General features: G+C 68.8%; 21 protein-coding genes. 13 read left to right on the top strand and 8 right to left on the bottom strand.

The window, feature by feature from the left end:
- The first annotated feature begins 39 nt into the window (after window positions 1-39).
- Together ACIBL3_RS44440 and ACIBL3_RS44435 are read left to right on the top strand one after the other, a co-directional pair.
- On the top strand, window positions 40-909 hold the full coding sequence (locus tag ACIBL3_RS44440; protein WP_396360070.1) for an exodeoxyribonuclease III: 870 nt from the start codon (window positions 40-42) through the stop codon (window positions 907-909).
- Window positions 909-2,024, top strand: coding sequence for a hypothetical protein (locus ACIBL3_RS44435; RefSeq protein ID WP_396360069.1), 1,116 nt, complete (start codon window positions 909-911; stop codon window positions 2,022-2,024). Before ACIBL3_RS44440 ends, ACIBL3_RS44435 begins: the two co-directional genes overlap by 1 nt.
- Here ACIBL3_RS44435 and ACIBL3_RS44430 read toward each other — a convergent pair.
- On the bottom strand, window positions 2,017-2,517 hold the full coding sequence (locus ACIBL3_RS44430) for a DinB family protein (protein WP_396360067.1): 501 nt from the start codon (window positions 2,515-2,517) through the stop codon (window positions 2,017-2,019). The two genes, ACIBL3_RS44435 and ACIBL3_RS44430, sit on opposite strands and share 8 nt — an antisense overlap.
- Window positions 2,518-2,565: 48 nt before the next feature.
- Here ACIBL3_RS44430 and ACIBL3_RS44425 point away from each other — a divergent pair, with 48 nt between their 5' ends.
- Window positions 2,566-3,597, top strand: coding sequence for an aldo/keto reductase (locus tag ACIBL3_RS44425; protein ID WP_396360066.1), 1,032 nt, complete (start codon window positions 2,566-2,568; stop codon window positions 3,595-3,597).
- Here ACIBL3_RS44425 and ACIBL3_RS44420 read toward each other — a convergent pair.
- The gene (locus ACIBL3_RS44420; protein ID WP_396360065.1) at window positions 3,578-4,171 is read right to left on the bottom strand and encodes a hypothetical protein; all 594 of its coding nucleotides are present in this window, start codon (window positions 4,169-4,171) and stop codon (window positions 3,578-3,580) included. The two genes, ACIBL3_RS44425 and ACIBL3_RS44420, sit on opposite strands and share 20 nt — an antisense overlap.
- Window positions 4,172-4,197: 26 nt before the next feature.
- Between ACIBL3_RS44420 and ACIBL3_RS44415 the strand changes: the two genes are divergently transcribed.
- On the top strand, window positions 4,198-4,923 hold the full coding sequence (locus ACIBL3_RS44415; protein WP_396360064.1) for a DUF5995 family protein: 726 nt from the start codon (window positions 4,198-4,200) through the stop codon (window positions 4,921-4,923).
- On the opposite strand, the gene ACIBL3_RS44410 is transcribed toward ACIBL3_RS44415, so the two are convergent.
- Window positions 4,920-5,624: a M50 family metallopeptidase gene (locus ACIBL3_RS44410; RefSeq protein ID WP_396360063.1), complete on the bottom strand. Its 705-nt coding sequence runs from the start codon at window positions 5,622-5,624 to the stop codon at window positions 4,920-4,922. The two genes, ACIBL3_RS44415 and ACIBL3_RS44410, sit on opposite strands and share 4 nt — an antisense overlap.
- A 131-nt stretch (window positions 5,625-5,755) precedes the next feature.
- On the opposite strand from ACIBL3_RS44410, the gene ACIBL3_RS44405 reads away from it, so the two are divergent.
- The 4 genes from ACIBL3_RS44405 (at window position 5,756) to ACIBL3_RS44390 (ending at window position 10,527) form a co-directional block, all read left to right on the top strand.
- Entirely contained in the window at window positions 5,756-7,924 is a 2,169-nt protein-coding gene (locus tag ACIBL3_RS44405) for a S41 family peptidase (RefSeq protein ID WP_396360062.1), read from the top strand.
- A 190-nt stretch (window positions 7,925-8,114) separates the two neighbouring features.
- Entirely contained in the window at window positions 8,115-8,819 is a 705-nt protein-coding gene (locus ACIBL3_RS44400; protein ID WP_396360061.1) for a calcium-binding protein, read from the top strand.
- A 35-nt stretch (window positions 8,820-8,854) separates the two neighbouring features.
- A complete protein-coding gene (locus ACIBL3_RS44395) occupies window positions 8,855-10,105 on the top strand; it encodes an aconitase X (RefSeq protein WP_396360060.1) in 1,251 nt (416 codons plus the stop codon).
- Window positions 10,102-10,527, top strand: coding sequence for an aconitase X swivel domain-containing protein (locus ACIBL3_RS44390; protein ID WP_396360059.1), 426 nt, complete (start codon window positions 10,102-10,104; stop codon window positions 10,525-10,527). Before ACIBL3_RS44395 ends, ACIBL3_RS44390 begins: the two co-directional genes overlap by 4 nt.
- Here ACIBL3_RS44390 and ACIBL3_RS44385 read toward each other — a convergent pair.
- Window positions 10,468-11,610: an MFS transporter gene (locus tag ACIBL3_RS44385; RefSeq protein ID WP_396360057.1), complete on the bottom strand. Its 1,143-nt coding sequence runs from the start codon at window positions 11,608-11,610 to the stop codon at window positions 10,468-10,470. The two genes, ACIBL3_RS44390 and ACIBL3_RS44385, sit on opposite strands and share 60 nt — an antisense overlap.
- 657 nt (window positions 11,611-12,267) lie before the next feature.
- Here ACIBL3_RS44385 and ACIBL3_RS44380 point away from each other — a divergent pair.
- Complete coding sequence (locus ACIBL3_RS44380; protein WP_396360055.1) at window positions 12,268-13,086, top strand: phosphatase PAP2 family protein; 819 nt, start codon at window positions 12,268-12,270, stop codon at window positions 13,084-13,086.
- Here the strand turns inward: ACIBL3_RS44380 and ACIBL3_RS44375 are convergent.
- Window positions 13,029-15,197: a bifunctional SulP family inorganic anion transporter/carbonic anhydrase gene (locus ACIBL3_RS44375; protein ID WP_396360054.1), complete on the bottom strand. Its 2,169-nt coding sequence runs from the start codon at window positions 15,195-15,197 to the stop codon at window positions 13,029-13,031. The genes ACIBL3_RS44380 and ACIBL3_RS44375 overlap by 58 nt on opposite strands.
- A 277-nt stretch (window positions 15,198-15,474) precedes the next feature.
- Between ACIBL3_RS44375 and ACIBL3_RS44370 the strand changes: the two genes are divergently transcribed.
- Both ACIBL3_RS44370 and ACIBL3_RS44365 read left to right on the top strand, forming a co-directional pair.
- Complete coding sequence (locus ACIBL3_RS44370; RefSeq protein ID WP_396360053.1) at window positions 15,475-16,248, top strand: SDR family NAD(P)-dependent oxidoreductase; 774 nt, start codon at window positions 15,475-15,477, stop codon at window positions 16,246-16,248.
- Window positions 16,248-16,637, top strand: coding sequence for a MerR family transcriptional regulator (locus tag ACIBL3_RS44365; protein ID WP_396360052.1), 390 nt, complete (start codon window positions 16,248-16,250; stop codon window positions 16,635-16,637). The genes ACIBL3_RS44370 and ACIBL3_RS44365 overlap by 1 nt, the downstream gene beginning before the upstream one ends.
- Here ACIBL3_RS44365 and ACIBL3_RS44360 read toward each other — a convergent pair.
- Together ACIBL3_RS44360 and ACIBL3_RS44355 are read right to left on the bottom strand one after the other, a co-directional pair.
- Window positions 16,618-17,343, bottom strand: a complete 726-nt coding sequence (locus ACIBL3_RS44360; protein ID WP_396360051.1) for a DUF427 domain-containing protein — start codon at window positions 17,341-17,343, stop codon at window positions 16,618-16,620. The genes ACIBL3_RS44365 and ACIBL3_RS44360 overlap by 20 nt on opposite strands.
- A 63-nt stretch (window positions 17,344-17,406) precedes the next feature.
- Window positions 17,407-19,533 carry a fibronectin type III domain-containing protein gene (locus tag ACIBL3_RS44355; protein ID WP_396360050.1) on the bottom strand — a complete coding sequence of 709 codons (2,127 nt, stop codon included), beginning with the start codon at window positions 19,531-19,533 and terminating at the stop codon, window positions 17,407-17,409.
- Between the two features lie 201 nt (window positions 19,534-19,734).
- Between ACIBL3_RS44355 and ACIBL3_RS44350 the strand changes: the two genes are divergently transcribed.
- Window positions 19,735-21,795, top strand: a complete 2,061-nt coding sequence (locus ACIBL3_RS44350; protein WP_396360049.1) for a hypothetical protein — start codon at window positions 19,735-19,737, stop codon at window positions 21,793-21,795.
- 52 nt (window positions 21,796-21,847) lie between these two features.
- Here ACIBL3_RS44350 and ACIBL3_RS44345 read toward each other — a convergent pair whose 3' ends face one another.
- Window positions 21,848-23,365, bottom strand: coding sequence for an MFS transporter (locus ACIBL3_RS44345; RefSeq protein ID WP_396360048.1), 1,518 nt, complete (start codon window positions 23,363-23,365; stop codon window positions 21,848-21,850).
- 124 nt (window positions 23,366-23,489) lie between these two features.
- On the opposite strand from ACIBL3_RS44345, the gene ACIBL3_RS44340 reads away from it, so the two are divergent.
- On the top strand, window positions 23,490-24,362 hold the full coding sequence (locus ACIBL3_RS44340) for a LysR substrate-binding domain-containing protein (RefSeq protein ID WP_396360047.1): 873 nt from the start codon (window positions 23,490-23,492) through the stop codon (window positions 24,360-24,362).
- The last annotated feature ends 11 nt before the right edge of the window (window positions 24,363-24,373 follow it).

Below are 24,373 nucleotides of genomic sequence, written 5' to 3'. Positions count from 1 at the left end.
AGCCTGAAATGGTCCGTCCCGGGGGCTACCGTGGGTCGGGTGCGAGTAGCGACCTGGAATGTGAACTCGGTGAAGCAACGGCTGCCGCGGTTGCTGGGGTGGTTGGACGAGCGGCAGCCGGACGTGGTGTGCCTGCAGGAGACGAAGCTCGCGGACGACGCGTTCACCGAGCTGCTCGACGACGAGCTGACCGCGCGCGGCTACGAGACGGCCCTGTACGGCGAGGTGCAGTGGAACGGTGTCGCCCTGCTCTCCAAGGTCGGCCTGGAGGACGTGGTCACCGGAGTCGCCGAGGCGCCCGGCTTCCCGAAGCCCGAGGCCCGCGCGGTCGCGGCGACCTGTGGCGGCATCCGCATCCACTCCCTCTACGTGCCGAACGGGCGCGTCCCCGACTCCGATCACTACCACTACAAGCTCGCCTGGCTGGCGGCCCTGCGTGAGGTCGTCGCGGCCGGTCCGGGCGACCAGATCGTCTGCGGCGACATGAACATCGCCCCGACCGACGCCGACGTGTTCGACCCCGCGGCGTACGTCGGTCAGACGCATGTGACCGCGCCGGAGCGGCAGGCGCTCGCGGACCTGATGGCCGCCAAGGACCTGCACGACGTCGTCCGCGACCGCTGGCCCGACGACCGGATCTTCAGCTACTGGGACTACCGCGCCGGCATGTTCCACCAGGACCTCGGCATGCGGATCGACCTGATGCTCGCGACCGAGCCGGTTGCGGATCGGGTCAAGGCGGCGTGGATCGACCGCAAGGCCCGCAAGGGCACTGGCCCGAGTGACCACGCGCCGGTCATCCTCGACCTGGACGTCGCACCGGACGGCGACATCGGCCCGGTCGTTCCACCGCCGTCCGCGCCGCGGACCGGGCGGAAGAAGACCACCAAGCTCCCGCAGAACCGCTGATGCGCCGCCTCGTCGCCGCCGCCCTGGCGCTGGCATGCCTGGCCGCGTGCAGTACCGACAAGTCATCGACGCCGTCGGTGAACTGGACCAAGGTCGATGTCGGCGCGGAGCCCGTCACCCTCACTCAGTACGGCGACCAACTGCTGGTCGGACTGCGCGATCGCGGCGCCAAGGTGGTCCCGCAACTCGTCGTCCTGAACGGCGACCAGCGCAAGCAGGTCAAGGTCACACCGTCGCCGAGGAGCCCGTACGCGTTCGAGGCGATCTGGTACTCGATCGCGTACGACGGCAAGCAACTGCTCGCGCTCGGCGGCGCCGCCGGCGGTGCGCACTCGAACACGCGCTGGACGGTGTGGACGGGCACGGTCGACGGCGGTCTGGTCGAGCGTCCGCAGGAGTTCAACACGTTCGGCGGGCAGACCGCGGGCGCGTTGTACTCGGCCGTGATCACCCCGACCGGACGTGCGCTCCTCGGATCCTGGGGTGGAGTCGAGACCGGCAACGACGGCGCGGTATGGCTCCCGGAGAGCGACGCGAAGTGGGTCCGGCAGAACCCGGCGAAGACAGCCCTGCAGAGTACGCCGTCCCTCCTGGTCGGACCCAGCTACGGTACGACGCTGGGCGACAGCATCGTGCTCGTCGGGTCGCAGGTGCGGCTCGCGCCGAACGTGGTCGCCCAGGAGGCCGCGGTCTGGCAGTCGACCAAACTCAACCAGGGATGGCGCGCGATCGGCCTGCCGGATCCGGGCAACCGCAGCCAGGCGATGACGGCATCCTGCAATTCGTCCGGCTGCTACATCTCCGGGTCCGTCGACAACAAGCTGGCCATCTGGCAGCTGCTCCGAGGCGGCCCCGCCAAGCGTCTGAGCGACGTACCGGATATTCCGGTCGGGGACAAGGACAAGCTGCCTCCGCCGCTCGTCGTCGGCGACAAGATCGTCCAGATCGTTGCTCAGGACAACAAGGTGAAGGTGATCAGCGGGTCGGACGGCAGCTGGACGGTTCGGGAGTCGGGTGCCGGCCCGGAAGGTCCCGTCGTCGATGCAGCCTTCACCGACTCGAACAAGCTCTACCTGATCGCCGGCACCTCGCTGTGGGAGACGAAACTCAACTGATCAGGCCCTTCACGTAGGCCGCCTGGCCCGCGTGCTGGTCGCAGTCGTTGATCACGCTGACCAGGCGCACGCCGAGCGAGACCGGCGGATTCCACCGGTGGTCGACGATGCGGTCCAGACCCTCGTCGGTGACCGTCTTCAGGAACTCCACCGTGCGGTCGTGCACGGCGTCGTGGTACCCGAGCAGTTGGTCAGCCGAGAGCCGGACCAGCGCGACCTGCTTCGAGGTGTGCGCATACCCGGTGTCGGCGGCGTCGAGCGGGAGCCCGAGCCGCTCGTGCCACCCGTCCGCGGTGTAGACCTGCTCGTACCCACCCGCGTCCGCCAGATGGTCGTCCTGGACCCGGGTCAGGTGCCACACCAGCCAGGCGATCGAGTTGGCCGTGTCAGCCGGTCGCGCCGCGAGAGTAGTGTCGTCGAGGTCGGCTACGACGTCGTGCACCACTTCGCGGATCCGGCTGTGGGCGTCGATCAGCAGCTCACTTGTATCCATGAACAGCCACCGTAGTCGGCCGTTCGGACAGTCTGAGAAGGAGCAATCGTGGAATACCGCACTCTGGGCGCCAGCGGCGCCGTCGTCTCCACCTACGCGCTCGGCACCATGACGTTCGGCAACGAGACCGACGAGACCGGCTCGCACGCGCAGCTGGACCGGTACGTCGAGGCCGGCGGCAACTTCGTCGACACCGCCGACGTGTACTCCGCCGGCGTCTCGGAGGAGATCGTCGGTCGCTGGCTGGCGAAGAGCGCGGCTCGCGACGACGTCGTACTCGCCACCAAGGGCCGGTTCCCGACCGGCGACACGCCGAACGACGTCGGCACCTCCCGGCGGCACCTCCGGCGTGCCCTGGACGCGTCGCTCAGTCGGCTCGGCGTGGAGCATGTCGATCTCTACCAGCTGCACGCGTGGGACCCGGTGACGCCGCTCGAGGAGACGCTCGGCTTCCTGGAGGACGCCGTACGCGCGGGGAAGATCTCGTACGCCGGTCTGTCGAACTTCACCGGGTGGCAGCTGCAGAAGGCGTGCGACCTGATCGACCGCCGCGGCTGGTCGCGATTGGTGACGCTACAGCCGCAGTACAACCTGCTGGTACGTGAGATCGAGTGGGAGATCGTCCCAGCCGCGCAGGACAACGGACTGGGGCTGCTTCCGTGGTCGCCGCTGGGTGGTGGCTGGCTGACCGGCAAGTACTCGTTCGACGAGGAGCCGACCGGAGCGACCCGCCTGGGCGAGAACCCGGACCGCGGTGTCGAGTCCTGGCATCGGCGCAGCCGCAACCAGCGCGTCCGCGACGTGGTGGAGGCGGTCCGGGAGATCGCTGAGGCGCGAGGCATCTCGATGGCGCAGGTGGCGCTGGCGTGGCTGGTCGACCGCCCTGCAGTCACCTCGGTCATCCTAGGAGCCCGCACGATGGACCAGCTGAACGACAACCTCGCCGCCGCGGACCTGCACCTCACCGAGGACGAGACCGCCAAGCTGAACGCGGCCAGCGACCCCGGTGCCGCCGACTACCCGTACGGCGGTCCCGGCACCGACCAGCGCTCCCGCCCGATCACCGGTGGTCGCGCCTGATCTCCACTGCCTGCCGGAGAGCGGCGTGCGAAGCCACCAGTGCGCGCCGCACTCCGGTGAGCAACGGGTCGTCGCGCTTGCGCCCTGCCTGGACCCAGCGGTCCGACAGGTCCATCGCCTCGACCCGCTTGGCGACCGCGGGGCGGACCGCCTCCGCCGAGCCGTCGTAGACATAGGCATAGAGGTCGGCCATCGCGTCTTCCAAGGTCTCGTCGGTGCCAGCGTGCTGCTGGGCCCGGTGGACCCGCCACCACTCGACCTCCAGCACCGCCGCGTGCGCCGGGTCCAGCGACAGGCTGCCGGAGCGTACGACGAGCTCGTAGAACCGGCGCATGTACGCACGAGCCGCGTCGGGCCGGTTGTCGGGGTACGGTGCCCACACCTGGTTTGCACGCAGTACATACCAGGCTCCGAGCAGTGTCCGGCGCGGTGTCATTCCGAAGGCGGCTCCGACCAGCCCGACGGAGGCGACGAGGAAGCGACGCCACTCGCGCAGGTAGTACGCGGCCCAGGCGTCAGCCTCGCGGTTGCCGACGACAACCGGGTCGAACGTACGTGGTCCAGATTCCCCCATGATCCCTCCCACCCTGAGGAGATCCGATGATCGATGGTATTGCAGGCGTCGTTGACCGGATGCAACAGCGGCTGGACGAGTTGCCGGCAGAGCTCGAGCACCGGCGGATCTTCCTCAGCACCTACCTGCGCACCACGCAGGCGGTCGGTACGGCGATCGAGCAGTCGCGCTTCGAGGACCCGGAGTGGGTCGAGCGGTGGGACGTGAAGTTCGCCGAGCTGTACCTGGACGCGCATGACGCGGCACAGAGCGCAGCGCGACCGTGGCGGCTCGCCTTCGGGACAGCTGCGGACGCGCCGCCACTGCTGCACGTGCTGCTCGGCATCAACGCGCACGTCAACTACGACTTGCCGCAGGCGCTGCTGGCCGTGATCAGTGACGAGGACTTCACCGATCCACAGCTGATGGCCATGCGCCGTCGCGACCACGAACGGATCGACGGTGTGCTGGCTGGGCGGGTGGCTGCGGAGGACCGGCAGCTCGGCGGCGCGCGGAGCTTGCTCGATCAGGTGCTGACCCCGCTCAACCGGCTCGCGTCGCAGCGGTTCCTGCGTGAGTCCCGCCAGAAGGTCTGGCACAACACCGAGGAGCTGCAACGCGCGCGCCTCGACGGCCCATCGACGTACGCGAACCGGCTGGCCGAGCTGGAACTCCTGAGTGCGGCCAAGATCGCGGACCTGCTCCGTCCCGGCCAAGTGCTCCTGCGACTCGCCATCACCGGCTTCGGCGTGACACTCCCACCACCGGCCTAGTCCGGCAACACACCTGACCACACGACGCCGACTGCCAAGCACCCGAGCGTCACCAGGCCGAAGAAGCCGACCCACATGAGAGCGGGTACGCCGGTCAGTCGCCGAAGCTGATCCGCGTCCGAGCTACGGCCGCCACCGCCTCGACGCGAGTGCTGCAGCTCGAGCACGGCACGCGGTGCAGCCAGCAGCAGGAACCAGGTCAGCAGGTGGGCGAACGCGGACTGCACATCCGGCGAGCCCCACCACGACACCGCGAACACGACCGCACCGAAGACCAGCACGGACCACAGGCCGTAGAGATTGCGGATCTGCAGTAGCAGGATCAGCAAGGCGACCAACAGTCCCCACAGCAGCGCCACGGCGTACCCACTGCTGAGCACGAAGGCCGCAGCCAGCCCGAACAGCGCCGGTCCGGGATACCCGGCCAGCAGTACGGCGATCATGCCCGGGCCAGTGGGGTGGCCGCGCGACACGGTGACCCCGGACGTGTCGGAATGCAGCCGGATCCCAGCCAGCTTCCGTCCGACGAGCGCGGCGATCAACCCGTGCGCGCCCTCGTGCGCGATCGTCACGACCTGCCGCGTGTAGCGCCAGATCGGCCGCCATGCGATCAGCAGCAACGCCGCGATCCCGGTGCCGATGACCACCCGCAGCGAAGGCTCCGGCTGCACCGACGTCAAGCTGTCCCAGACCTCGTTCACCACCCCATCCTTGCAGCCCAGTGGTCAACCGCTGTCCCGTTGACATCGGCGGGTGCGCGGACGACGGTGGGAGGGATCGTGGCCCGGGGAGGGGCTGCCGTATTGGGGGAGAGATGTCACAGCCACGCAGTATGAAGTCCACCGCCCAGAAGACGACGGCGGCGAAGACGACCACCGCCAAGAAGACCAGCACCGCCAAGAAGACCAGCACCCCGAAAAAGACGAGCACCGCCAAGAAGGCCAGCGCAGCGAAGAAGGCCAGTACCGCGAAGAAGGCCAGCACGGCCAAGAAGGCCAGCAGCGCCAAGAAGGCGCAGACGACGGCGACGACCGCCGGCAAGCGGGCAGCCAGGAAGACCTTCGCGAGTACTGCGGGGACTCGCACGACCCGGGCGACGACGGCCGAAGCCGCGGCCGCCGTACCGTTGCCGCAGTTTCTGGCCTCGGCCGGAACGCTGACGCTCGGGCAGCGGAAGCTGCTCGTCGACCAGTCGCTGCTGATCCTCGACCAGAACTACGTGCACCTGCCGCTGAAGGCTGCGATGCACGCGGTGAACCCGCTGCAGAAGCTGCGGGTGATGCGGTCGCGGATGGAACGCCAGACCGCCGAGACGATGGAACCCGAGTGGGTGTTCCACCGGCAGATGTCGAGCATCTTCCACTCGGTGCGCGACCTGCACACCAACTACCTGCTGCCTGCCCCGTTCGCCGGAAAGATCGCGTACCTGCCGTTCATGATCGAGAAGTGCTACGACGCCGGCGGCAAGGAGCACTACCTCATCACGCAGATTGTGACCGGGTACTCGGCGCCGCAGTTCGGTCCCGGCGCCGAGGTGACGCACTGGAACGGCACACCGATCGCCCGCGCCGTGGCCCTGAACGGCGCGCAGTTCGCCGGTAGCAACAACGCGGCCAACCTGGCGCGCGGGCTGGAGTCGCTCACCTTGCGGCCGCTGCTCATCCAGTTGCCACCCGACGAGGCCTGGGTGAACCTGACGTACATCGGTCTCGACGGTTCGACCCAGGAGCTGCGGGAGGAGTGGAAGGTGACCACCAACCTTCCGCCGATGACGGATCTGGACGCGATCAGCGAGACCGCCGCATCGATGGGGCTGGACCTCGACTCCGACGAGAAGGCGCGGGCCAAGAAGGCGCTGTACGTGCGTGACGTGGTTGATCTGGAACGCGGCCAGAGCTCGGCCGAGCTGAGTCAGCCGGCCGCGGTCGGTGCAGCGGATCTGCCGACCACGATGCCCGGCGTCTTCCGGGCGCGCGAGGTCGTCACGCCGTCCGGGACCTTCGGGCACTTGCGGATCTTCACGTTCAGCGTGCAGAACCCGGTCGCGTTCCGGGACGAGTTCGTCCGGCTGGCCGGTCTGCTGCCGCAGCGTGGGCTGATCGTCGACGTCCGCGACAACGGCGGCGGCCACATCTTCGCCAGCGAGTTCACCCTGCAGACGCTGACCCCGCGGCGGATCTCGCCGGAGCCGGTGCAGTTCATCAGTACGCCGCTCAACCTGAGGATCTGCCGCCGGCACAAGGACAACCCGGCCGGGATCGACCTCGGTCCGTGGTTCGAGTCGCTCGAGCTGGCGACCGAGACGGGCGCCGGGTACTCGGCCGCGAAGCCGATCACGCCGGAGGACGGCGCGAACGACATCGGCCAGACCTACCACGGTCCGGTGGTGCTGATCACCGACGCCCGGGTGTACTCGGCGACCGACATCTTCGCCGCCGGGTTCGCCGACCACGAGATCGGCACCATCCTCGGTGTCGACGACAACACCGGCGCGGGTGGTGCGAACGTCTGGACGCACGGGTTGCTCGCCGCCCTGCTGAACGAACCACCGCCACCGGATCCGACGACGCCGTACGAGGCGTTGCCGAACGGCGCGAACCTGCGCGTCTCGATCCGCCGCACGCTGCGGGTCGGTGAGCTGTCCGGCACACCGGTCGAGGACCTGGGGATCCGGCCGGACGAGACCCACAAGATGACGCGCGCCGACCTGCTCGAAGGCAACGTCGACCTGCTGAACAAGGCGGGCGCGCTGCTGAAGGCGATGCCGCACCGGCGGCTCGGCGTGTCGACGTCCCTCACTGGTACGACGCTCACCGTCACGCTCGACGTGGAAGGGATGAACCGGGTCGACCTGTACCTCGACGACCGGCCGATCAGCTCCGAGGACCTGGCCGGCGCGCCGCTGAGCATCGACATCCTCGACGTCACGTCGGGGCAGCTGCTCAGAGCCGACGGCTACCAAGCCGGGGAGCTGGTCGCCTCGCGTCGGCAAACGGTGTGAAGGCTGTAGCTCCGCGCTGACCGTTCGCGTGCCGTCAGTGGGGCCGTCGCGCGGTTCGGGGTGATGCCAGCAGGTGCTTGTGGCGTCACCCCGGGCTTATCGCCAAGGCGTAGCTGCCAGTGCTGTGATGTCGGTAGGTCGTCGATCTCTCAATTGATCCGCGGCGACCGGTGTCAGGGGAGGGGGAGTCATGCGCAAGCTTGCTTTGGGGGCGGCGGTGCTGCTGCTCGGCACGGTGCTGCTGCCGACCGCTGCGAACGCCCAGGAACCGCCGCTGTGCGGTCCGCCCGGCGAGGAGGTGCCGGCCACGATCGTCGGGGCGGGCACCATCGTCGGCACGAGCGGTGACGACGTGATCGTCGCCAGTGCCGGCAACGACATCGTGTTCGCCGGTGACGGCAACGACATCGTGTGCGCGGAAGGCGGGAACGACACGGTGGACGGTGGCCGCGGCAACGACGTGCTGATCGGCGACGAGCTCGACAGCGTGCCGTTCGCGCCGTCGAACGGGGCGAACAACGACGTCCTGAACGGTGGCCAGGGCGACGACACGCTGGCCGGTCTCGGTGGCGACGACACTCTGAACGGCGGTCAGGGTGCGGACCAGCTCATCGGGTTCGGCGGTGTGGACACGATCAACGGTGGCCCCGGCGACGACACCGCGTTCGGCGGACCGCTCGACGACGTGATCACGGGCGGACCGGACAACGACACGCTGTTCGGCACCTTCGGCAGTGACACGATCAGTGGTAACGCCGGCGACGACTTCATCGACGGCGACAATCCGTTCCCGCCACCGCCCGGCGGCCCGCCGTTCCCACCCGGCGGCAACAACGACGTGTGCAGCGGTGATGCCGGTACCGACGTCGTACAGAACTGCGAGGTCACGTCCTGACCGTGAGGTGGTAGGAGGTTGTAGGTTTTCGGATTGTGGACAATCTCCAGCTGACCGCCGAGGAAGGGGAAATGCTCGGCGGTCAGTACGGAGAAGGCGTGGCGTTGGCGATGCGGGTGGTCGTCGGGCTGGCCCGGATCGAGGGCGCGCCGCGGCTGGTCGAGATCACCTCGGCGCACGTCGACTCCTGCCTGTACCACGGGCAGGTCAGCCTCGACTTTGCCCACAAACTGGTCGGCCTCGGCGCGAAGGTCCGGGTCCCGACCACGCTCAACGTCGGCTCGATGGATCTGCTGCATCCCGGACTGGTCCGCGACGGCACCGACGCCGAACGTGAGACTGCTCTCCGCGGTCGCGAGCTGATGGCCGCGTACGTCGACCTCGGGTGCACGCCGACGTGGACGTGCGCGCCATACCAGCTCCCGAACCGGCCCGGTCTCGGTGAGCACGTCGCCTGGGCGGAGTCGAACGCGATCGTGTTCGCGAACTCGGTCCTCGGCGCCCGGACCGATCGGTACGGCGACTTCCTCGACATCTGCGCGGCGATCACCGGGCGAGCGCCGTACTCCGGACTGCAAACGACTGAGGCGCGTCGCGGGACCGTGGTCTTCGACTGCCGGCCGCTCGGTGAGTTCCTGCGGACGGACCTCGCGTATCCGTTGCTCGGGCTGCATGTCGGGTCGGCGGTCGGTGGCGAGATCCCTGTGCTGATTGGGATTCCGGCGGATGTCAGCGAGGACAACCTGAAGGCGTTCGGCGCTGCGGCGGCGTCCGCCGGGGGAGTCGCCCTGTTCCACGCGGTCGGTGTCACCCCGGAAGCGCCGACGGGTCCGCTCGGTGAGTTGCCGACGTACGTCGTCGACCTCGAGACGATGCGACGGACCCGGCGTCGATTGTCGACAATCGACGCCGGGCAGCTCGATGCGGTGAGTGTCGGCACACCGCATGCGTCGTACGACGAATGTCGGCAATTGGCCAATCTCCTTCGGGAAGGTCCGCCGATCCGGGTTCCGTTCTACCTGTCCACCGGTCGCGCGACCCGGGATCGTGCGGCGGAGACCGGCGTACTGCGCACTCTCGAAGCGGCCGGCGTCACGGTCGTGGTCGACACCTGCACCTACGTGACCGCGATCCTGTCGCCGGCCTGGAAGAACGTGATGACGAACTCCGGCAAGTGGGCGCACTACGCGCCGGGCAACATCGGCGTCGACGTGGTCCTCGGCTCGCTGGCGGAATGCGTCGCCTCCGCCCGCGCGGGCCGCGTCGTCATCGAGGAGCTCGCGTGATCCAGGCGCGCACGCTGCATCCCGGCACCGCGACCGGTATGCCGATCCGCCTGACCGCGCCGCTGTCGTTCTGGGGCGGGACCGACGAGCGCGGTCGGATTGTCGACGCTCATCATCCCCAGTGCGGCGAGATCCTGGCGGGTCGCGTCCTGGTGATGGAGTCGGGCCGCGGATCGAGTTCCGCGTCCAGCGTGCTCGCCGAGCAGATCCGCGCCGGCGCCGCCCCGGCCGCGATCATCCTCGCCCGGCCCGACTCGATCATTGCCTTGGGCGCCCTTGTCGCCCACGAGCTCTACGGTCTCGCGACACCGGTCGTCGTCGTGGACGAACCGTCGTACGGCGAACTCCCGGCCGACCAGCCGCTACACGTCCAAGCGAGCCCCGACCACGCGACGGTCAGCTGGCCGCCGCCTCATCAATAGCGCGGTCGCCAGGAACAACACGGCACACGCGCCGAGCGCGACCGGGAGGTTGCTCAGCCGAGCGATCGCAGCGATACCGACCCCGCAGACAATCTCGCCGAGGTACTCGAGCTGCGCCAAGAACGAGTGCGTCGTCGCCCGCACGTCCGCCGTTGTCCGCGCGTTCACCCAGATCATGCTGATCACCCGCGTCAACGGCGTGACGATCCCGGAGACCAGTACGACGGCGATCGCGCCGACCACCGGATCCCGGGCCAGCGCGAACATCACCATGCTGACCACACCGGCGACCGCCGCCCACGCGTAGTCGGTACGGGCGTGCTCGCCGTCGACGTGCTTCGCGAGCACGCGCAACGTGAGCGCACCGACGATCAGACCGACGACGCCGAGCCCGGTGAACCAGATGATCGGATCCGGATCACTCGGCCAACCCAAGTCGAGCAGTTGCTTCTGCGTCATCCGCCCGGCCGCGTCCGAGGCGCCGTTGACGAGGAAGGTCGCGGCGAAGATCAGCATGATCTCGCGGTTCCGCCGTACCAGCGTGAGTCCGCGGCGGAAGGTGGTCCACGACGCCGACCAGCGCGCGGTGCGGATCGGGACGAACCGCTCCTCGGTGAACCTCAGCGCGACGTAGACCGCGAGCAACATCATCGCGACGCCGGCCACCACGATCGTGATCTCGCGGCTGGTTGCCCAGGCCAGCAGCCCGAGCGCGATCAGGCCTGTCGCCGCCCCGGTCAACTGAGCCCGTGCAGCCCGCGCGAGTACGGCGGTGATGCGGTCCGGCTGATCGAGTTCGTCGGTGATCCAGGCGACGTCCGATCCACTCGCGAACGTCCACGAGATCCCCCACAGGACCTGAGTCGCGAGCAGCAACGGGAACGAGGTGACGAGCCCGGTGGTGAGCATCGCCGTACCCATCAGCACCTGCGAGATCACCAGCGACCACTTACGGCTGACCGTGTCGGCAAACACGCCGGCCGGCACCTCACACACCAGCGCAGACACACTCTGCACCGACCCGATCAACACCAGTTGCGCGGGCGATAACCCGGCATCCACAACCAGGTAGACGCTCGTCACGAGCCACCACCCGTTGTGCAACACCGCCCGCACCCAACTCCACCGCACAAACACCCCGACCACCCCCGAACCCTCCCGCCCCACCCCACCCCCAGCAACCCATTTCCCCACCCAGCAACCCCGCACCCGCCCACCTGCGTCACCCTGCCTCCAAGCCCTGCCGACAGGCGGAACCGCCCAACTGCTGGCGGGTTGTGCGGTCGGTGGCTGGTTACAGCAGGTCAGCGGTCGAACAACCCGCCAGTGGTCGGGCTTCAGGGTTGGACGGCCCTCGGCCGGCGGGGCTTCCGGGAGTCGGGCTGCCCGTCTGCCGGCCGGGGTGCGGCGGGCGGGCGGACAGGTCGTCGACCAGCCCGGGTCCAGCGGTCCGCCGGTGGCGGGTTGTGTGTCGGTGACTGGTTACACAGCAGGTCAGTGGTCGAACAACCCGCCAGTGGCGGGGCGTCAGCGGTGACACAACCCGTCAGGCGGTGGGCGTTCCGGGGTAGGGGGGTCCGTTGACTGGCTGGATTCGGCGGTGGAATGGGCGGTCGGGGGCTGGGGTTGAGGGGAGTAGGGCGGGGCGGCGGGTGGAGGGGGAAGTGTGAGTTGGTTCATATTGTTCGTAACTATAAGGAGGTTGCGATAATTTGGCAGGAGGGCTGAGGAGGGGTTCGCGTGGCGCAGTTGACGCTGGAGCGGGTGGAGCGGCCGGTTGTGGTGGGGTCACCGGCCGGCGGTGGGCGGAGGATCGTCCGTGAGGTGGCTCTGCTGGCCGTTCTTTTCGGCGCCTACAACCTGGGCCGGTTCCTGTCCGCCGATCACGCGGGTTCGGCGCACCTGCATGCCCGCGAGCTAATCGGCTGGGAAGCCTGGCTCGGGCTGCCGAGTGAGGCGACCGTCCAGCACCAAGCGCTGCGGATCCCCGGACTGGCCGAGATCGCGAACGTCTTCTACGCGAGCGTGCACTTCCCGCTGACCGCAGCAGTCCTGCTGTGGTTGATGCTCCGGCGTCCAGCCCAGTACGGCGATGCCCGCTGGGCGCTCGCGTCACTGACCGGGCTGGCGTTGATCGGGCACATGTTCTTCCCGCTCGCGCCGCCGCGGATGATGCCCGGCTGGGTGGACACCGGCGTACTGCTCGGGCAGTCCGTCTACGGACCGACCACCGACTCCGGGGTGGCGAACCAGTTCGCGGCGATGCCGAGCCTGCATGTCGGGTGGGCTTTCATGGTTGCGGTGTTCCTGATCCGGGCGACCCACTCCCGCTGGCGCTGGTTGTGGATGGCGCATCCCGTGCTGACGTTCGCCGTCGTCGTGGTGACGGCCAACCACTACTGGTTCGACGGGCTTGTCGCGATCGCGTTGGCGCTGCCGCTGCTGCTGATCTTCGACGGGCGGCGGGTGCGCCGCCTGAAGAACGCACCCGCCGGGTTCGATCAGCGCTTGGACAAGGTGCCTGCGGTGGCCAGCTCCTCGTCGGCGCGGACCAGGTAGGGCTCGCGGTCGAGGACCAACCGGGCAGCGGCCGCACCGATGTCGAACCACAGCCCGATCAGCTCGAGCCGTCCCTCGGCCTCGGCCTTGCGGACACAGGCGAAACTGCGCAGGTTCGCCAGCTGTACGCCGACGTTCGCGACGGACAGCTTGTCGGCCGGAGACAGTTTCACCCCGGTCGCCGGGTCGATGATGTCCGGCAGACCGACGGCACGCCGTACCGAGGGCTCCAAGTGGCGGAGCCAGTTCTGCAGGCCGGAGCCGGCCGGGACGTTCGCCTCCAGCGCGGCTGCGGCGGCGCCGCAGTGTGAGTGACCGCAGACCACGATCGACTGGACGCCGAGAACGTCGACGGCGTACTCGATCGCGGCGTCGACGGAGTTGCTGTTCGATCCCTTCGGCGGGACCAGGTTGCCGATGTTGCGGACGCAGAACTGGTCGCCGGGACCACTCGTGGTGATCATGTTCGGCAGGATCCGCGAGTCCGCACAGGTGATGAACAGGTGGGCCGGCCGCTGTCCGTCGGCCGCCAGTTTTGCCAGCATCGGCCGGATCCCGTCGGCCGACGCCTCGAACGCACGGACGCCGTCCAGCATCGAGACACGTTGATCGGGCTCCGGGATGACCTGACGCTGCCAGGGCAGCAGCCGCCGGGTCGCGTCGGTGTGCAGCGCGGCCCGCAACGCCACCCGGTTGAGTTCGACCGAGCCGCCGCGCGCGAGGTGACCGCGTCGCCAGTCCTCGATCGCTTCGTACGCCGCGTGGTCGAGGTGATCGACCTCGAGCTCGACTCGCACCCGGGTGCCGACGGGGATCGTCCGCAGCGTCCGGATCAGTGATGCGACGCCGAGGAAGACCAGTGAGCCGCGGATCCGCACGGTCCACAGCCCGTCATGTTCAGTCGCGGTGACGGTCGCGCGGGTGAGTCGGTAGAGCACGCGCGCGAGTGCGAGCAGCAAGCCGAGCAACACACCCTCGGCCAGCCCGAGTACGGCGACGCCGGCAGCGGTCACGACGTACACGAGTAGTTCGTCATGCCGTCGCAGGGTGCGGATGTGGGCGAGCTGGACCAGGCGCAGACCGGTGACGAGCAGTACGCCGGCGAGCGCGGCCATCGGGATGAGTTCCAGCATCGAGCCCGCGGCGAGCACGAACGCCGCGATCCAGATGCCGTGCATGATCGCCGAGGCCCGGCTGCGCGCGCCGGCCGCGACGTTGGTGGAGCTGCGCACGATCACGCCGGTCACCGGCATGCCACCGAGTGCGCCGGACACCGCGTTCGCGGCGCCTTGGCCGATCAGCTCACGATCCAGATTGCTCCGCTTGCCACGATGAAGCTTGTCCACGGCAACGGCTGACAGCAGTGACTCCACACTGGCGACCAAGGCCACGGTCAGCACCGCGGTGATGATCTCCATTGGGGTGCCTTCGGGCATTGCAGGGAGGATCAGCTCCTGCAGCGGCTGGTCCGGAAGGTTGACCCGGGCAACATCTGTCATGAAGACCGCGGCCAGCGCTGTGACCGCGACGACGGCCACCAAGGGCGCCGGAATCGCTTTGACCATGGGCAGTCTGGGCCAGAGCAGCAAGATGATGACGGTCAGTACGCCGACCAGCACCGAGTGCGGGTGGTGAGCCACGAGCTGGCCGGGCAGCGCCGCCAGGTTCGCGACCAGTGAGCTCTGCGCCTGCCCGCCGAGCACCACGTGCAGCTGCTGGACGGCGATGGTGACGCCGATCCCAGCGAGCATGCCGTGCACCACGGCGGGTGAGAGTGAGAGGGCGAGCCGCCCGATCCGGGTGACGCCCAGCAGGATCTGCAACAGGCCGGCGGCGCAGGTGATGCCGGCGGTCGCGGCCCAGCCGAACTGGCCGACGAGGCCCGCGACGACAACGGTGAGGCCGGCGGCGGGACCGCTGACCTGCAACGGGGAGCCGCCGAGCGCGCCGGCGACCACGCCGCCGACCACCGCGGCCACCAGGCCGGCGATCAGCGGGGCGCCGGAGGCGGCGGCGATCCCCAGGGAGAGTGGGATGGCGATCAGGAAGACCACCAGCGAGGCCGGTAGGTCATGGTGGACAACGGACTGCCAGGTACTGCGTTCGGGCACAGGTGTCCTGCTGGAACCTGGCGGAGAATGGGAAGTGGACATGGTCGGCACGGGTCCCTCCGGCGTCGGGTGCTCAGGGCAAGAGCTCGGGCATCAGGCGTCGAAACAAAGAGTGTCGATCTGGTTACCCACTGTACTGGGCTGTTCAAGGCCGCAACAGCGACAATTCCAATTCGTTGCTGAAGGCCCCGACGTCCACAAGGTGACGATTGCTCAGGGCATCTGCTGCAAGACGTAGACTTTCCGCGCTGCCGGAGCGTCGAGAAGGAGTCAGCGAGTGGATCTGCAACTGTCCGGTCGGACCGCGGTTGTCACCGGAGCCAGCAAGGGGATCGGGCTGGCGTGTGCCGAGGCGCTGGCGCGGGAGGGCGCGAAGGTGGTCGGGATCTCCCGGGACGCCGGGAATCTCGCGAAGGCGCAGGAGGAGCTGGCGGCCAAGGGGCTGAGCTACGACGTCGAGGCGGTCGACCTGACCGACGCCGACGCGACCAAGGCTGCGTTCGAGCGGATCGGCGTACCGGACATCCTGATCAACTGCGCGGGCGCGGCTCGCCGGACGCCGGTGGACGAACTGGACAGTAAGGCGTTGCACGCGGCGATGGAGGCGAAGTACTTCACCTACATGCATGCGACCGAGGCAGTCATCCGCGGAATGGCCGAGCGCGGCAGCGGCGCGGTCGTGAACGTGGTCGGCCAGGGTGGACGCGCGGCGAACCCGCTGCACATCGGCGGCGGCGCTGCCAACGCGGCGCTGATGCTGGCGTCGGTCGGCTACGCCAAGGCGTACGCCGGTCAGGGCGTCCGGGTGAACGTGATCAACCCCGGCATGACCCGTACGGCGCGGGTCGACGAAGGTCTCGAGGCCGCCGTCCGTGCCAGCGGCCGGCCCAAGGAGGAGCTGCTGGCGGAGATGGTCGCAGAGATCCCGATGGGCCGCGCCGGCGAACCCGCGGAGGTCGCCAACGTCGCGGTCTTCCTCGCGTCCCCGCTCGCCAGCTACGTCACCGGCGCCATCATCACCATGGACGGCGGCGTGACCTCCGCGATCTGATGTTCGGGATCGGGGAGCTCGCGGGACGGTTCGGGCTGGCCACCCACGTGCTCAGGCACTGGGAGGACGAAGGTCTGCTCACCCCGGTCGCGCGCGTCGGAGGGCAACGCCGGTACGACGAGTCGCACGTGGCCCGCGTGGTGATGATCCAGCGCGCCAAGGCGGCCGGCCTCAGCCTCGACCAGATCCGCCGCATGTTCGAGGCCCCCGGCGGACCGGAACGACGGGCGGTCCTCACCGAGCAGGACGCCGTACTCGACGAGCAGATCCGTCGGGCGCAGGAGTCCAAGCGACTGATTCGGCACGCCCTGACCTGCGAGGCCCCCGACTTCACCGAGTGCCCGCAGTTCCAGGAACTGATCGCGGAGCTCAGTCCGAGAACGGGGTGATGGGGCGTTCCTGGAGGGTGCCGTCAATGGTGGTGTCGACCTTTTCGTCGAAGAAGGCGATGTGGTTGGCGATCGGGAGCAGGGGAGCGGTGGGGAAGTCGTAGGACCAGGCGACGTCGCGGTCGCCGACCGACCACCAGGCCGACGTCGTGCCCTTGTACGGGCAGGAGGTGACGGTGCTGCTCGGGGTGAGATGCTCGAGGCGCACCGCCGTACGCGGGAAGTAGTAGCGCGGCGGCAGCCCGGTCTCGAAGACGATCACGGTCGACGCGGACTCCGCGAGCACGACGCCGCCGACCGCGACCTGGACGTGCCGGGTCGACTTGATCGCGTCGCACCGGGCATACGGGTTGCGGGGGTGGACGAACACCTCCTCGTCCTCCTCGAACCAGCTGTCCAGCGCGTCCCACTGGAACCGGACCCGGTCCTTCGCGACGCCGTCGTCGTACACCCAGGCCTTGCCTGACCCCGCGGTGTGCACCCGCGCGACACCGTGCTCGAACGTCTTCGTCTCGCCGGTGTCGGTCAGCACCCCGTCGGCCACATCCGCGACTGGTATGTAGTACTGCGGGTACGGCGGGAACTCCCACAGGTAGATCGCGTCAGACGTGTCCAGTACGACGCGATCGCCGAGAGTCGCGCGGATCCGCCGAGGGACCGGCGCGGTCGAGCCTGGTGGAACGAGTGGTTCTGGGTAGGCGCTCATTTGTCCAGTAAAGGCACGGGGCCGGCCCAGGGGAAGGCCGGCCCCGCGATCTGTGGACAACCGTCAGACGGTGATCCAGTCGATGTCGGCGATGTAGCCGCCCGGGTTGTGCACCTTGATCGAGTTGGCGCCCGCCTGGAGCTTCATCGGCAGGTAGGTGACCTGCGGTGTGCCCCAGTCGTTGTCGCCGAGCCCGTGGTAGTTCACCCAGTAGTCGTCGGCGCCGTTGACCGTGAGCATGCTCTGCCGGCTGGTGTCGCCGTCGGTGTAGGCGATCTTCACCAGGTAGGTCCCGGTGGTCGGCACGGTGATGTTGTTCAGCGTCACCGACGCGTCATAGCCGATGTTGCCGATCTTCTGGCCGCCCGAGCACAGGTTGCAGCCGGAGATCCCCGCGTTCCCGGTCAGCGTGCTGGTCGACGCCTCGGCCTCGTACTTCACCGGTCCACCCGACTTCGAGGTGAACATGGTCACCGGCGCACTGGCCTCCGACGACCGGCCGCCGGACACACCCTTCACGGTGAAGGTGTACTGCGTCTGCGGCAGCAGCCCGGTCACCACCGCGCTCGTGGTCGAGCTGGTCGCCACCTGCTTGCCGTTGGCAAACACCTTGTACGACGAGGCACCGGTGCTCGGCCGCCAGTCGAGGGTGACCGTCGTACGGCTCACATCCGTCGCAGTCAGGTCGGCAGGCTTGCTCGGCGACGCGGCCTTCTCCGGCGTGATCTTGTACAGCTTCGAACCGTGTGCGGGCAGGTTCGCGCTCACCTGGCCGGAGACGCCGCGGGTGTTCTGGTTCGCCCAGACATCGCGGACGGTGGCCTTGCCGGTGATGCCGAGCTGGTCGAAGTTCCCGGTCACCGTGGCCGGGGTCTCGGCCAGGTTGAACAGGCCGACCGTGACGCTGCCATCGGCGTTCTCGGCGTACCAGACCTGCTGCAGCTGGTCCTGGTTCAGCGGGCGGGCCGGGATGCCGGACTGGTTGATCGCGATGACCTCGCGGTTGGTCAGCATCTTCAGGCCGTACGTGTCCAGCTTGGTCATGTCGTCACCGACGAACAGCGGCGCGGCGTTGATCGCCCAGAACGTCATGTAGCTCTGCCGCTCGGCCTCGTTGAGACCGTCCATCTCGCCGACGCCGACGTTGATCGCGTCCAGGTTGTTCCAGTGGCCCGGTCCGGCGTCGTCGATCCACTGCGGCAGGTCCCACCAGCGCTGCTTCACCGAGCCGTCCCAGCGGACGATGGTGTCGCAGTAGCACTCCACGTCGGTGTCGATCCGCCAGCCGTTCGAGTTCTGCTTCCACACGTCGGCGTACCGGTGGCTGAGCGACCACGACAGCGTGTACATCATCGGGCGGCCGGAGTTCTGCACCGCGCGCCACCAGGCCTCGACGTCCTCGGTGTTGTTGTGGTTCGGGTCGTCCGGGGCGCCCTTCCAGGAGCCCGGGCCGACGCCGTCCATCTTGATGAAGTCGACGCCCCAGCCGGCGAACAGGTTCGCGATCGAGTCCGCGTACTTGTGCGCGCACGGGCTCGCGTAGTTGATCTTGTACGCCTGGTCCCAGCCGTTCGTGGTGCGCAGGTCCGGGTAGACGATGTCGCGGGTGAAGCAGCCGGGCGCGTCGTAGATCGGCGTGTTGCCGTCGCGGTAGACGTCGAAGCCGAGGCCGACCACGGTGTAGATGCCGAACTTCAGGCCGAGCTTGTGCAGGTCGTCGCCGACCGCCTTCATCCCGCGCGGGAACCGCTTCGGGTTCGCGGTCGGGCGGCCGTACTCGTCACCGCCCAACTGCCAGCCGGCGTCGATGTTGATGTACTCGTAGCCGTACGGCTTGAGCTTGGTCGCCATCGCGTGGGCCTGGGTGAGGATGTTCTGCTCGGAGATGAAGCTGCCCGGGCCGTCGGGGTTCACGCCCGGGTAGTTGGTGGATTGCAGGCTCCAGCTCGACCAGCCCAGGTAGGGCTTGGCCGCGACCTGCGGGTACTTGGCCGGCGTGGACGCGGCGTTCGTGGTCAGGTCGGGGATGCCTTGGAAGGCGGAGTCCGGTTCGACCAGCGCCGGCTTGGGGCCGGGCTGATCGGCGGTCGGTGGGGCCGCGTCGGCCGGTGCGATCGCGGCGGCCGTCGACACCAGGGCGACGGAAGCCAGCACGGCCGCGGCGGTACGGCGTCTGGGGAGGTTCAGCACGATGTGGTCCCTCGGGGGAGGAGAGAGCGGACCTCGCCGAGCCTAGGGTTGCTTAATTTACGCCGTCAAGTATTCAGGCCGCCTGGATTCCACCACGATTTCAAGCCTTGACCGGCCTCAGGGCCGCTGGCTACGTTCGGGAAACCTGGGTGGGAAATCGATTTCTCCACCCGTCACCCGACCGGTTCCAGGAGGCTTGCCATGAGGAAGTCCACCCTTCTCGCCGCCGCCGGGCTGCTGCTCGCCGGCCTGCTTCCGCCCGCGCAGGCGGCCACCGCCGGCGCGCCCCCGGAGAGCACGTTCTTCTCGACCGTCGGCATCGACGCGGGCGCCACCGTCGGCGCGCCCGCGATCGGGGACGACAAGGACCACGGCGACCTGTGGCCCAACTGCTGGTCCAACGACGACCACGTCTACGCGGCGTACGGCGACGGGATCGGCTTCGGCGCCACCCCGAGCGACATCGGTGTGACCCGGATCGCGGGACAGCCGGGCAACCTGGCCGGCACGCAACTGGCCATCGGCGACCGGGTCGGCAAGGTGTGGACCGCCAACCACACGCGCAAGCCGACCGGGATGGTGTGCGTCGGCGGAGCGCTCTACCTGGCCGTCCAGGATCTCGCCTACGACTTCGACGACGCGCCGGCGGCGACGATCGCCAAGTCCACCGACAAGGGCTGGACCTGGACCTACGACCAGAGCGCGCCGATGTTCGGCGGGTCGAAGTTCACCACGATCTTCTTCCTCGACTACGGCAAGGACAACGTGAACTCGCCGGACGGGTTCGTCTACGCGTACGGGCTGGACAACAACTGGCGCGACTCGTTCTCGAACCGGGTGCCGGACCCGGTCGACCTCTGGCTGGCGAAGGTGCCGGCGAACAGCATCCAGAACCGCTCCACCTGGCAGTGGTACGCCGGCTCCGACGCGAACGGCGTACCCCGGTGGTCGACAGACTTCAACGCCCGCGTCGCCACGCTGCACGACGACCGGCACATCTACCAGAACGTGGGCACGGCGGGACGGGTCCGGAACCTGACCACGCTCAGCCAGGGCGGTGTCGTCTACAACAAGCCGCTCAACCGGTACATCTACACGTCGTGGACGGAGTACACCTTCGAGTTCTACGAGTCGCCGACGCCGTGGGGCCCGTGGCAGCGCTTCACCCCGAAGGACTTCGGCGGGTACCCGTGGACGCACGCGAAGCACGGCGGCTACGCGACCACGATCCCGTCGAAGTACATCAGCGCCGACGGTCGCAACATGTGGTTGCAGTCCAACGTCTGCCCGTGCGGCGGCGGGATGAACGATCGGTGGGCGTACACGTTCTCGCTGCGGAAGATGTCCCTCACGCCGTCGGTTCCGACCACTCCGGACAACGGTCTGGACGGCACCCGCAACCTCGCTCGCGAGCCCGGCACGGTCCCCATCGAGCGGGCCACTCACTTCGGTCAGTCCAGCTACAACGACGGCGTTCGCGCCCAGAACGAGGACGACTGGAACGACGAACGCAAGCCGCTCAGCTGGTGGGGCTACACCTGGCCGCGCACGTACAACCTGAACAAGGTCGTCTACACCACCGGCACGATTTTCGGCGACGGCGGCTGGTTCGCGTCCGCCCCGAAGATCCAGGTACGGCGCAACGGCGCATGGACCGATGTCACGGGTCAGTCCGTGACCCCGTCGTACCCGGCCGGTTCGGCGGCCGGGACGAACCGCACCTACGTCTTCACCTTCGACCTCACGTCCGGTGACGGCGTTCGCGTGATCGGCACGCCGGGCGGCGCCCAGACCTTCACGTCGATCGGCGAACTGGAGGTCTACCACGGCTCAGCGGTGACCGACCCGGGCTTCGAGGCGACGAACGCGGTCTCGGCGCCGTGGGAGACCGAGGGTCCGGGCCCGAAAGGCGTCGACCACGATCGAGGCTGGGCGCAGCAGGGCCGGAACAACGCGTGGATCAACGCGTCGGACGCGAGCTGGAACACGTTCAAGCAGACGCTGCCGGTGAAGCCGGGCACGAACTACCGGCTGACCGGGTGGGTCGAGGGGTCGGGGAACTTCACCGAGGGGTACTTCGGGGTGCGCTCGGGCGGCACGCCGTACGCGGAGACGCGGTACAGCGCAGCGCCCGGGTACAAGCAGCTGACGGTCGACTTCAACTCCGGGAGCAACACCACGATGACGGTGTTCGCCGGCTACTGGGGTGTGAACGCGGCGACCTGGCTGCGGCTGGACAACATCTCGCTCGTCCCGCGCTAGCCAGGGATCCGGGGCAGGGCGGGAGGCAGCTTCCCGCCCCTGCCCCGGACGACTAATGGTGTTGCGGGCGGCGGCGAGGGCGCATCGGGCGCGTGTGCGGGTCCGTGCGCTGGTGCTGGCGGCGGCCGAGGGTGAACGGGCGCGAGGTGCGCGTGATCCGCGGGCTGGCCGGGGCCGACAGCTGGATCTCGGTCTGCTCGAGGTTGAGCCGGACCGGGGGCTGGTGCCACGGGGAGCGGATGCGGACCAGGACCAGCCGGAACCGGCCGTCGCGGCGGAGCCGGAGCGCGATCGCGATCGTCGCGGCGGCTGGGATCAGACCGGAGATCAGCAGGCTGCTGCGCGCGCCCCAGGTCTGGGCGAGGAAGCCGACCAGCGGACCGCCGATCGCGCCTCCACCGATGAACACCAGGTTGTAGATCCCGGAGACCCGCCCACGCAGGCCGTCCGGCGTGGTCAGCTGCACCATCGACTGGGCGGCAGTCAGGAACATCAGCGTCGCCATGCCCAGCGCGGCCAGCAACGGGATGAAGGTCCACAGTGACGGCTGGATCGCGGCCAGGATCTCCATCGCGGCCAGGAACGAGGCGATGCCGACCAGGTTCCGCAGCCGGGGTGTCCGGACCCGCCGCGCGGACAACAGTGCGCCGGTCAGTGCTCCCACGGCGACCACGGAGTTCAGTACGCCGTACCCGGTGGCGCCGATGTGGAAGACGCGGTCGGCGAACGCGGTCAGCGTCACCGGCAGGCTGATCGCGAACATGCCGTAGATCCCGACCAGCGCGATCGCCCAGCGGACGGCCGGCTCGTGGAACGCGTACCGCACGCCGTCCCTCAGCCCGTCCCGGATCCGCATCCCGGCACTCGCCTTGCGGGCCGCCTGCAGCCCGGGCATCTCGTGCTCGCGCATCCTCAGCAGCGCGGAGATCGAGGCGAAGAAGGTGATCGCGTTGATCGCGAAGGCCCAGCCGGCGCCGAGCGTGCCGAGCAGCACGCCGCCGAGCGCCGGACCGACCATGCTGCCCAGCTGGAAGGTTGACGAGACCATGCTGATCGCGTTCCGGACCCGCTCCTTGCCGACCAGTTCGGGGACGAAGGACTGCCGGGTCGGGTTGTCGACGGCCGTCGCGAGGCCGAGGAACAGCGCCATCAGGTAGACCTGCCAGACCTGGACCGAGCCGGTGAACGCCAGGACGGCGAGGACGGCGGCCCCCGTGCCCATCGTCGTCTGGGTGACCAGCAGGACCTTCCGCTTCGGGAAGCGGTCCGCGATCACCCCGCCGTACAGGCCCAGCAGGAGGGTGGGGAGGAACTGCAGCGCGGTGGTGATACCGACCGCGGTGGCGCTGCCGGTGATCGTGAGCACCAGCCAGTCCTGGGCGATGCGCTGGATCCAGCCGCCGGTCGAGCTGACCAGGAGTCCGCTGACCAGGAGGCGGAAGTTGCGGACCTCCAGGGCGCTGAACGTCTCCCGGAATCCGGGGCGGCGCCGCGTGTCGGTCGCGGTCTTGCTGTTGTGGGTGTGGAAGTCGGGGACGGATGGGACGGTACCGGTGGCCCGGGAGGTCAAGAGCGTTCCCTACGCGAGTGGACTGGTCAGGGGAGGACACGTCCATCCTCACGGTTCGGTGCTGAATTCTGATAGCGAATTACTCCTATTACTCTTATTGCGTCGCGTAATGGGAGGTCCATCGATGTACGACCCGGATCAGCTGCGCACGTTCCTGGCGGTCGCGCAGTCGCTCAGTTTCACCCAGGCGGCCGAGCGGCTGGGTATCCGGCAGCCGACGGTCAGCCAGCACGTGCGCAAACTCGAGGTGGCCGTCGGGCGGCCGCTGTTCGTGCGGGACACCCGGACGGTGACGCTGACCGCGGACGGCGAGGCGATGGCCGGGTTCGCCCGGACCATCCTGGCCGCGCACGAAGAGGCGGCCGGCTACTTCACCGGCTCCGAGCTGCGTGGCCGGCTGCGGTTCGGCGTCACCGACGACCTGGCGCTCACCCCGCTGCCGCGGATCCTGCGCGACTTCCGGCAGCTGTACCCGCGGATCGACCTCGAGCTCACGGTTGCGCAGAGCCCGAACCTGCTCCGCCGGGTCGAGTCCGGCCACCTCGACCTCGCCTACGTGAAGCACAGCGTCGGCACCGGCTACGAGCCGAACGGCCGGCTGGTACGGCGGGACCCGCTGGTCTGGGCCGGGATCAACGGGACGCGGATCGCGCCCGACGGTCCGGTGCCGCTGGTCGCGTACCAGGCCCCCAGCCTGAGCCGCTCGCTCGGTGTCCAGACCCTGGAACAGGCCGGCCGATCCTGCCGGATCACGTGCATCGTCCGCGGCGTGAACGGCGTACTCGCGGCCGTCCGGGCCGGACTCGGTATCGCGATCTTCGCCCGCTCGCTGATGCCCGCCGACCTGGTCGAACCGCCACCGAGCGCCGGCCTCCCCGAGCTCCCGGCCATCGACCTGGTGCTGATCACCAACCCGCGCGCCGCCAAGGAGCCGGCCGAAGCGCTGACCGCCGCGATCCTCGGGAGTAATGCGCCGCTCAAGCCCGACTCCGCATAAAGGAGACGCCT

This window comes from Kribbella sp. NPDC050124 (assembly GCF_044460355.1).
In the GTDB taxonomy this organism is placed as follows: domain Bacteria; phylum Actinomycetota; class Actinomycetes; order Propionibacteriales; family Kribbellaceae; genus Kribbella.
This window is presented reverse-complemented; position numbering and strand designations above follow the sequence as displayed.

Excerpts from the sequence above, each read along its gene's own strand:
- ACIBL3_RS44435 (WP_396360069.1), top strand. The coding sequence starts at position 909 with ATGCGCCGCCTCGTCGCCGCCGCCCTGGCGCTGGCATGCCTGGCCGCG.
- ACIBL3_RS44430 (WP_396360067.1), bottom strand. The coding sequence starts at position 2,517 with ATGGATACAAGTGAGCTGCTGATCGACGCCCACAGCCGGATCCGCGAA.
- ACIBL3_RS44420 (WP_396360065.1), bottom strand. The coding sequence starts at position 4,171 with ATGGGGGAATCTGGACCACGTACGTTCGACCCGGTTGTCGTCGGCAAC.
- ACIBL3_RS44415 (WP_396360064.1), top strand. The coding sequence starts at position 4,198 with ATGATCGATGGTATTGCAGGCGTCGTTGACCGGATGCAACAGCGGCTG.
- ACIBL3_RS44405 (WP_396360062.1), top strand. The coding sequence starts at position 5,756 with ATGAAGTCCACCGCCCAGAAGACGACGGCGGCGAAGACGACCACCGCC.
- ACIBL3_RS44400 (WP_396360061.1), top strand. The coding sequence starts at position 8,115 with ATGCGCAAGCTTGCTTTGGGGGCGGCGGTGCTGCTGCTCGGCACGGTG.
- ACIBL3_RS44365 (WP_396360052.1), top strand. The coding sequence starts at position 16,248 with ATGTTCGGGATCGGGGAGCTCGCGGGACGGTTCGGGCTGGCCACCCAC.
- ACIBL3_RS44360 (WP_396360051.1), bottom strand. The coding sequence starts at position 17,343 with ATGAGCGCCTACCCAGAACCACTCGTTCCACCAGGCTCGACCGCGCCG.
- ACIBL3_RS44350 (WP_396360049.1), top strand. The coding sequence starts at position 19,735 with ATGAGGAAGTCCACCCTTCTCGCCGCCGCCGGGCTGCTGCTCGCCGGC.
- ACIBL3_RS44340 (WP_396360047.1), top strand. The coding sequence starts at position 23,490 with ATGTACGACCCGGATCAGCTGCGCACGTTCCTGGCGGTCGCGCAGTCG.